A 2,060-nucleotide genomic window follows, 5' to 3' on the forward strand; every position below is an offset into this window, starting at 1 on the left:
CGGGGTCGTTCAGCACGGCCACCCGGGCCCAGTGGAACACGGCCTGGCGTAGACGGACCTGGGCGGCGTGGCGCATGACGACGACGCAGCTCTTGCCGCTGCGCTTGGTCACCGGCGCCACGCCGGACAAGGTCCTGAGCGCGGCGCGGTCCCTGCGGCCGAGCGGCCCGGCCGCCTCGGTGAGCAGGGTGGCGAGCGTGCTCCTGCCGACCCCGGGCAGGGAGGCGAGGATGGCCGCGTCGCGCGGCTTGGCGTCCTCCACGTCCGGCGCCTCCTTGCCGAGGGCAGCGCAGAGCTCATCGAGCTTGCGCTCGGCCTGGTGGAACTCGCGGTTGGCCAGGCGGAGCCGGACAACGAGGGAGCGGACATGCAGGACGGCCGCTTCGGTGACGCCCGCGGCCACCTTGATCGCAGGCCGGCGCAGGATGCCGAGGGCGGTCTCGGCGTCGACCCTGCGGATGCGGTGCTGCTTGAGCAGCCGCGCCAACGTCGCCTCGCGCAGGCGTGCCGCCTTGGCCGGGGTCGGGGCCAGGCTCCAGAGCTCCAGGACCCACTCGGCAGCCACATCGTCGCTCAACTCGAGCAGCTGCGGGTAGTAGCGCCACAGCTGCTGACGAATACGGTTGCCCAGGCGCACGCGTTCCTGCTGCAGTTCCTCGGCCAGGCGCGACCACTCGCGCAGCTCGACCACGCCGGGGTCGCTGACGGCCACGCGCCGGAACAGGTGGCGATCCGTGCGCAGCCCGGCGGCCGCGACCCGGGCGTCGCGGCGGTCGTCCTTGGCGCCGGCGACGCTGAAGCGGTCGCGCAGGCGGTCGAGCTGCTTGGGGTTGATCGCGTGCACGGCGAAGCCGCGGTCCAGCAACGCATCCACCACCGGCCCGTGCGGCACCTCGATCGCCACCGCCACAGCGCCGGCATCGCCCGCGATCGACACCAGCCAGTCGCAGAGCGCCGACAAGCCCGCGCCGCCATGCGGGAACGCCCGCTCGCCCACGACGGCGCCGCCGCGGTCGAGGAGGCAGGCCCGGTGCTGCGCGGAACCCCAGTCAACCGCAGCGAACCAGCTCATGGTGTCATCGGCCATGGTCCTTGTGCTCCCGTGTCACGCGAGCCGCCACGACGCCTGCCGGAACCTGTATCGGCGCTCGGAGGCGCGACTTCCTACTGGGCATCCGTCGTGGCCAGCCTGCCGGGGCACGGGTCCAAAGCTGGTGCTCATGGCACGAGTGCACAAAGGGTTGCTCCCGGCAGGCCGGCCCGCACGGCCAGCTTACACTCGCACCCGCCGTGCCCTTCCCGGATACAGGTGCGCAAATCGGCTGATGGACGCGGGGCGGCGGCTGTAGCTGTCGTTCACGCGGTGCGCTGCGACACCGGCATGCCGAGCCGGGTCATCCGGTTGAGCACCGAGCAGCCGACCTTGGCTTCGGTCTTCTGGCCGGGCAGAGTCCGGGCGCGAAGGCGCCGACCGATGATGGCCTTGTAGCGGAACACGGCGGTTTCCCCGAGCGAGCGCCTGCCGTAGCCGACCGCCCTTTGCCAGCCCATGCGTCCCTTGTCCCGGATCATCCGGAGATGCTGGTCGCGCTGAGTGGGCGTGGTGTCGGCGGCCGGGCTCGGCACGGCGCTGGCGCGGGGCGGGATGACCACCGCCACCGGCGGGTCGGGCTGGTGCTCGGCGACGGCGCGGTAGATCGGTTCGCCGTCGTACGCCCCGTCGGCGGTGACCGAGGCGATGGGGCCGGTGATCTGCTCGAGCAAGGGGCCAACCAGGGCGGCATCGCCCTCCTCGGTGGTGGTCAGCGCGGAGGCGAGGATCTCACCGCTGGCGGGATCGACCGCCAGGTGGAGTTTCCGCCAGGTCCGTCGGCCACGCTCGCCGTGCGCCTCCACCAGCCACTCGCCGGCCCCGTGCACCTTCAGCCCGGTGGCGTCGATCACGACGTGCACAGGTCCGGTCCTTTGGGCCTGGATCAGCGAGTTGGCGAGCGCCAGGCCGGGACTGCGCCGGGAGAAGGTGGTGTGGTCGGGAACGCCGATGCCCAGGCCGAGCAGGG

2 protein-coding genes are annotated in these 2,060 nt (G+C 72.6%); both read right to left on the minus strand.

From position 1 onward, the window contains the following. Positions 1 to 1,087, minus strand: a 1,087-nt coding sequence (locus VF542_RS02600) for an IS110 family transposase (RefSeq protein WP_408650149.1), incomplete at its 3' end; no start/stop codon positions are given. A gap of 269 nt (positions 1,088 to 1,356) precedes the next feature. After that, positions 1,357 to 2,060: IS5 family transposase (locus VF542_RS02605; RefSeq protein WP_408650150.1), on the minus strand; the 704-nt coding region annotated here is incomplete at its 5' end.

This window comes from Jatrophihabitans sp. (assembly GCF_036389215.1).
Classification (GTDB): Bacteria; Actinomycetota; Actinomycetes; order Mycobacteriales; family Jatrophihabitantaceae; genus Jatrophihabitans_A.